This is a genomic window from Ralstonia sp. ASV6 (genome assembly GCF_016429285.1).
Taxonomy (GTDB): Bacteria; Pseudomonadota; Gammaproteobacteria; order Burkholderiales; family Burkholderiaceae; genus Ralstonia; species Ralstonia flaminis.
In genome coordinates, this window is the sequence record NZ_JAELUI010000325.1 from 1 (window position 1) to 946 (window position 946).

At 65.9% G+C, this 946-nt stretch carries 1 protein-coding gene; it reads right to left on the bottom strand.

Going from position 1 to position 946, the window contains the following annotated elements; translation table 11 throughout:
- Positions 1 to 946: IS66 family transposase (locus JHD73_RS27870; RefSeq protein WP_199033355.1), on the bottom strand; the 946-nt coding region annotated here is incomplete at both ends.

Consider the following 946-nt stretch of genomic DNA (forward strand, 5'->3'; position numbering starts at 1 on the left):
CGGTAGATCTGAGCAATGCGCCGCAGCGCCTCGGGCGCCACGGTGCTGTGGCCCTGGTTGCGTAGTAGCTCGTCATACTTGCGTCGCGCGTGGGCAAGACATCCTGCGGCCACCCGTCCGGGGCGAGCCTGCAACACGCGGTCGTAGGCAATGTAGTCATCTCGCACCAGCGTACCCTGCCACCATCGTTTGTTGCCGTCTTCGGCAGTCCCGCCGAGGAATTCAATCGGGAACTGGGCCGCGCGCCCCACACAGAAGTCGTAGATCACACCCGGCACCGGGTCGAAGGCACTGCGCGCATAGGCCCAGACGTAGGCTCGCCGGGTTTTGCCGGCCCCCGGGTCAAGCATGGCGACAGGCGTTTCGTCGACATGCAACACGCGCGCCGAGAGGATGAAGCGTTTGTGCGCCTCGTACAGCGGCTCCAGCGCCGCACCGGCTTGCCCGCTCCAGGCCGCCAGTGTCGAGCGTGGCGTATGCACGCCCGAACGGGCATTGATCGTTTCCTGCCGGTAGTACGGCAAGTGATCCACGAACCGACTGATGAGCGTGTATGCCACCAGACCGGCCGCCGGCAGGCCACCGTCGATGATCTGCGGCTCGACGGGCTCTTGCACCAGGTGTTGGCAGCAGCGGCAGGCCCATTTGCCGTAGATGTGGCGGTGCACGAAGAACTCCGCAGGCACAACATCCAGCTTCTCGCTGATGTCTTCCCCCACACGGACCATCTCCTGCCCGCAGCCCGGCGTCGGGCAACGGGTGTCCTGCGGCTCGTGGCGGTGTTCGACCCGCCGCAGATCAGCCGGCAACGGCTGACGCTTGGGTCTGCGCTTGGATGATGTGTCGTTGTTGACCGCGGGCTCCCCCTTGGCTTGCCGCAACTGCGCTTGCAGCGCGGCTTCGTCTTCGGTCAACGTCTCATCGAACAGCCGGCGCTGCTCGGCGC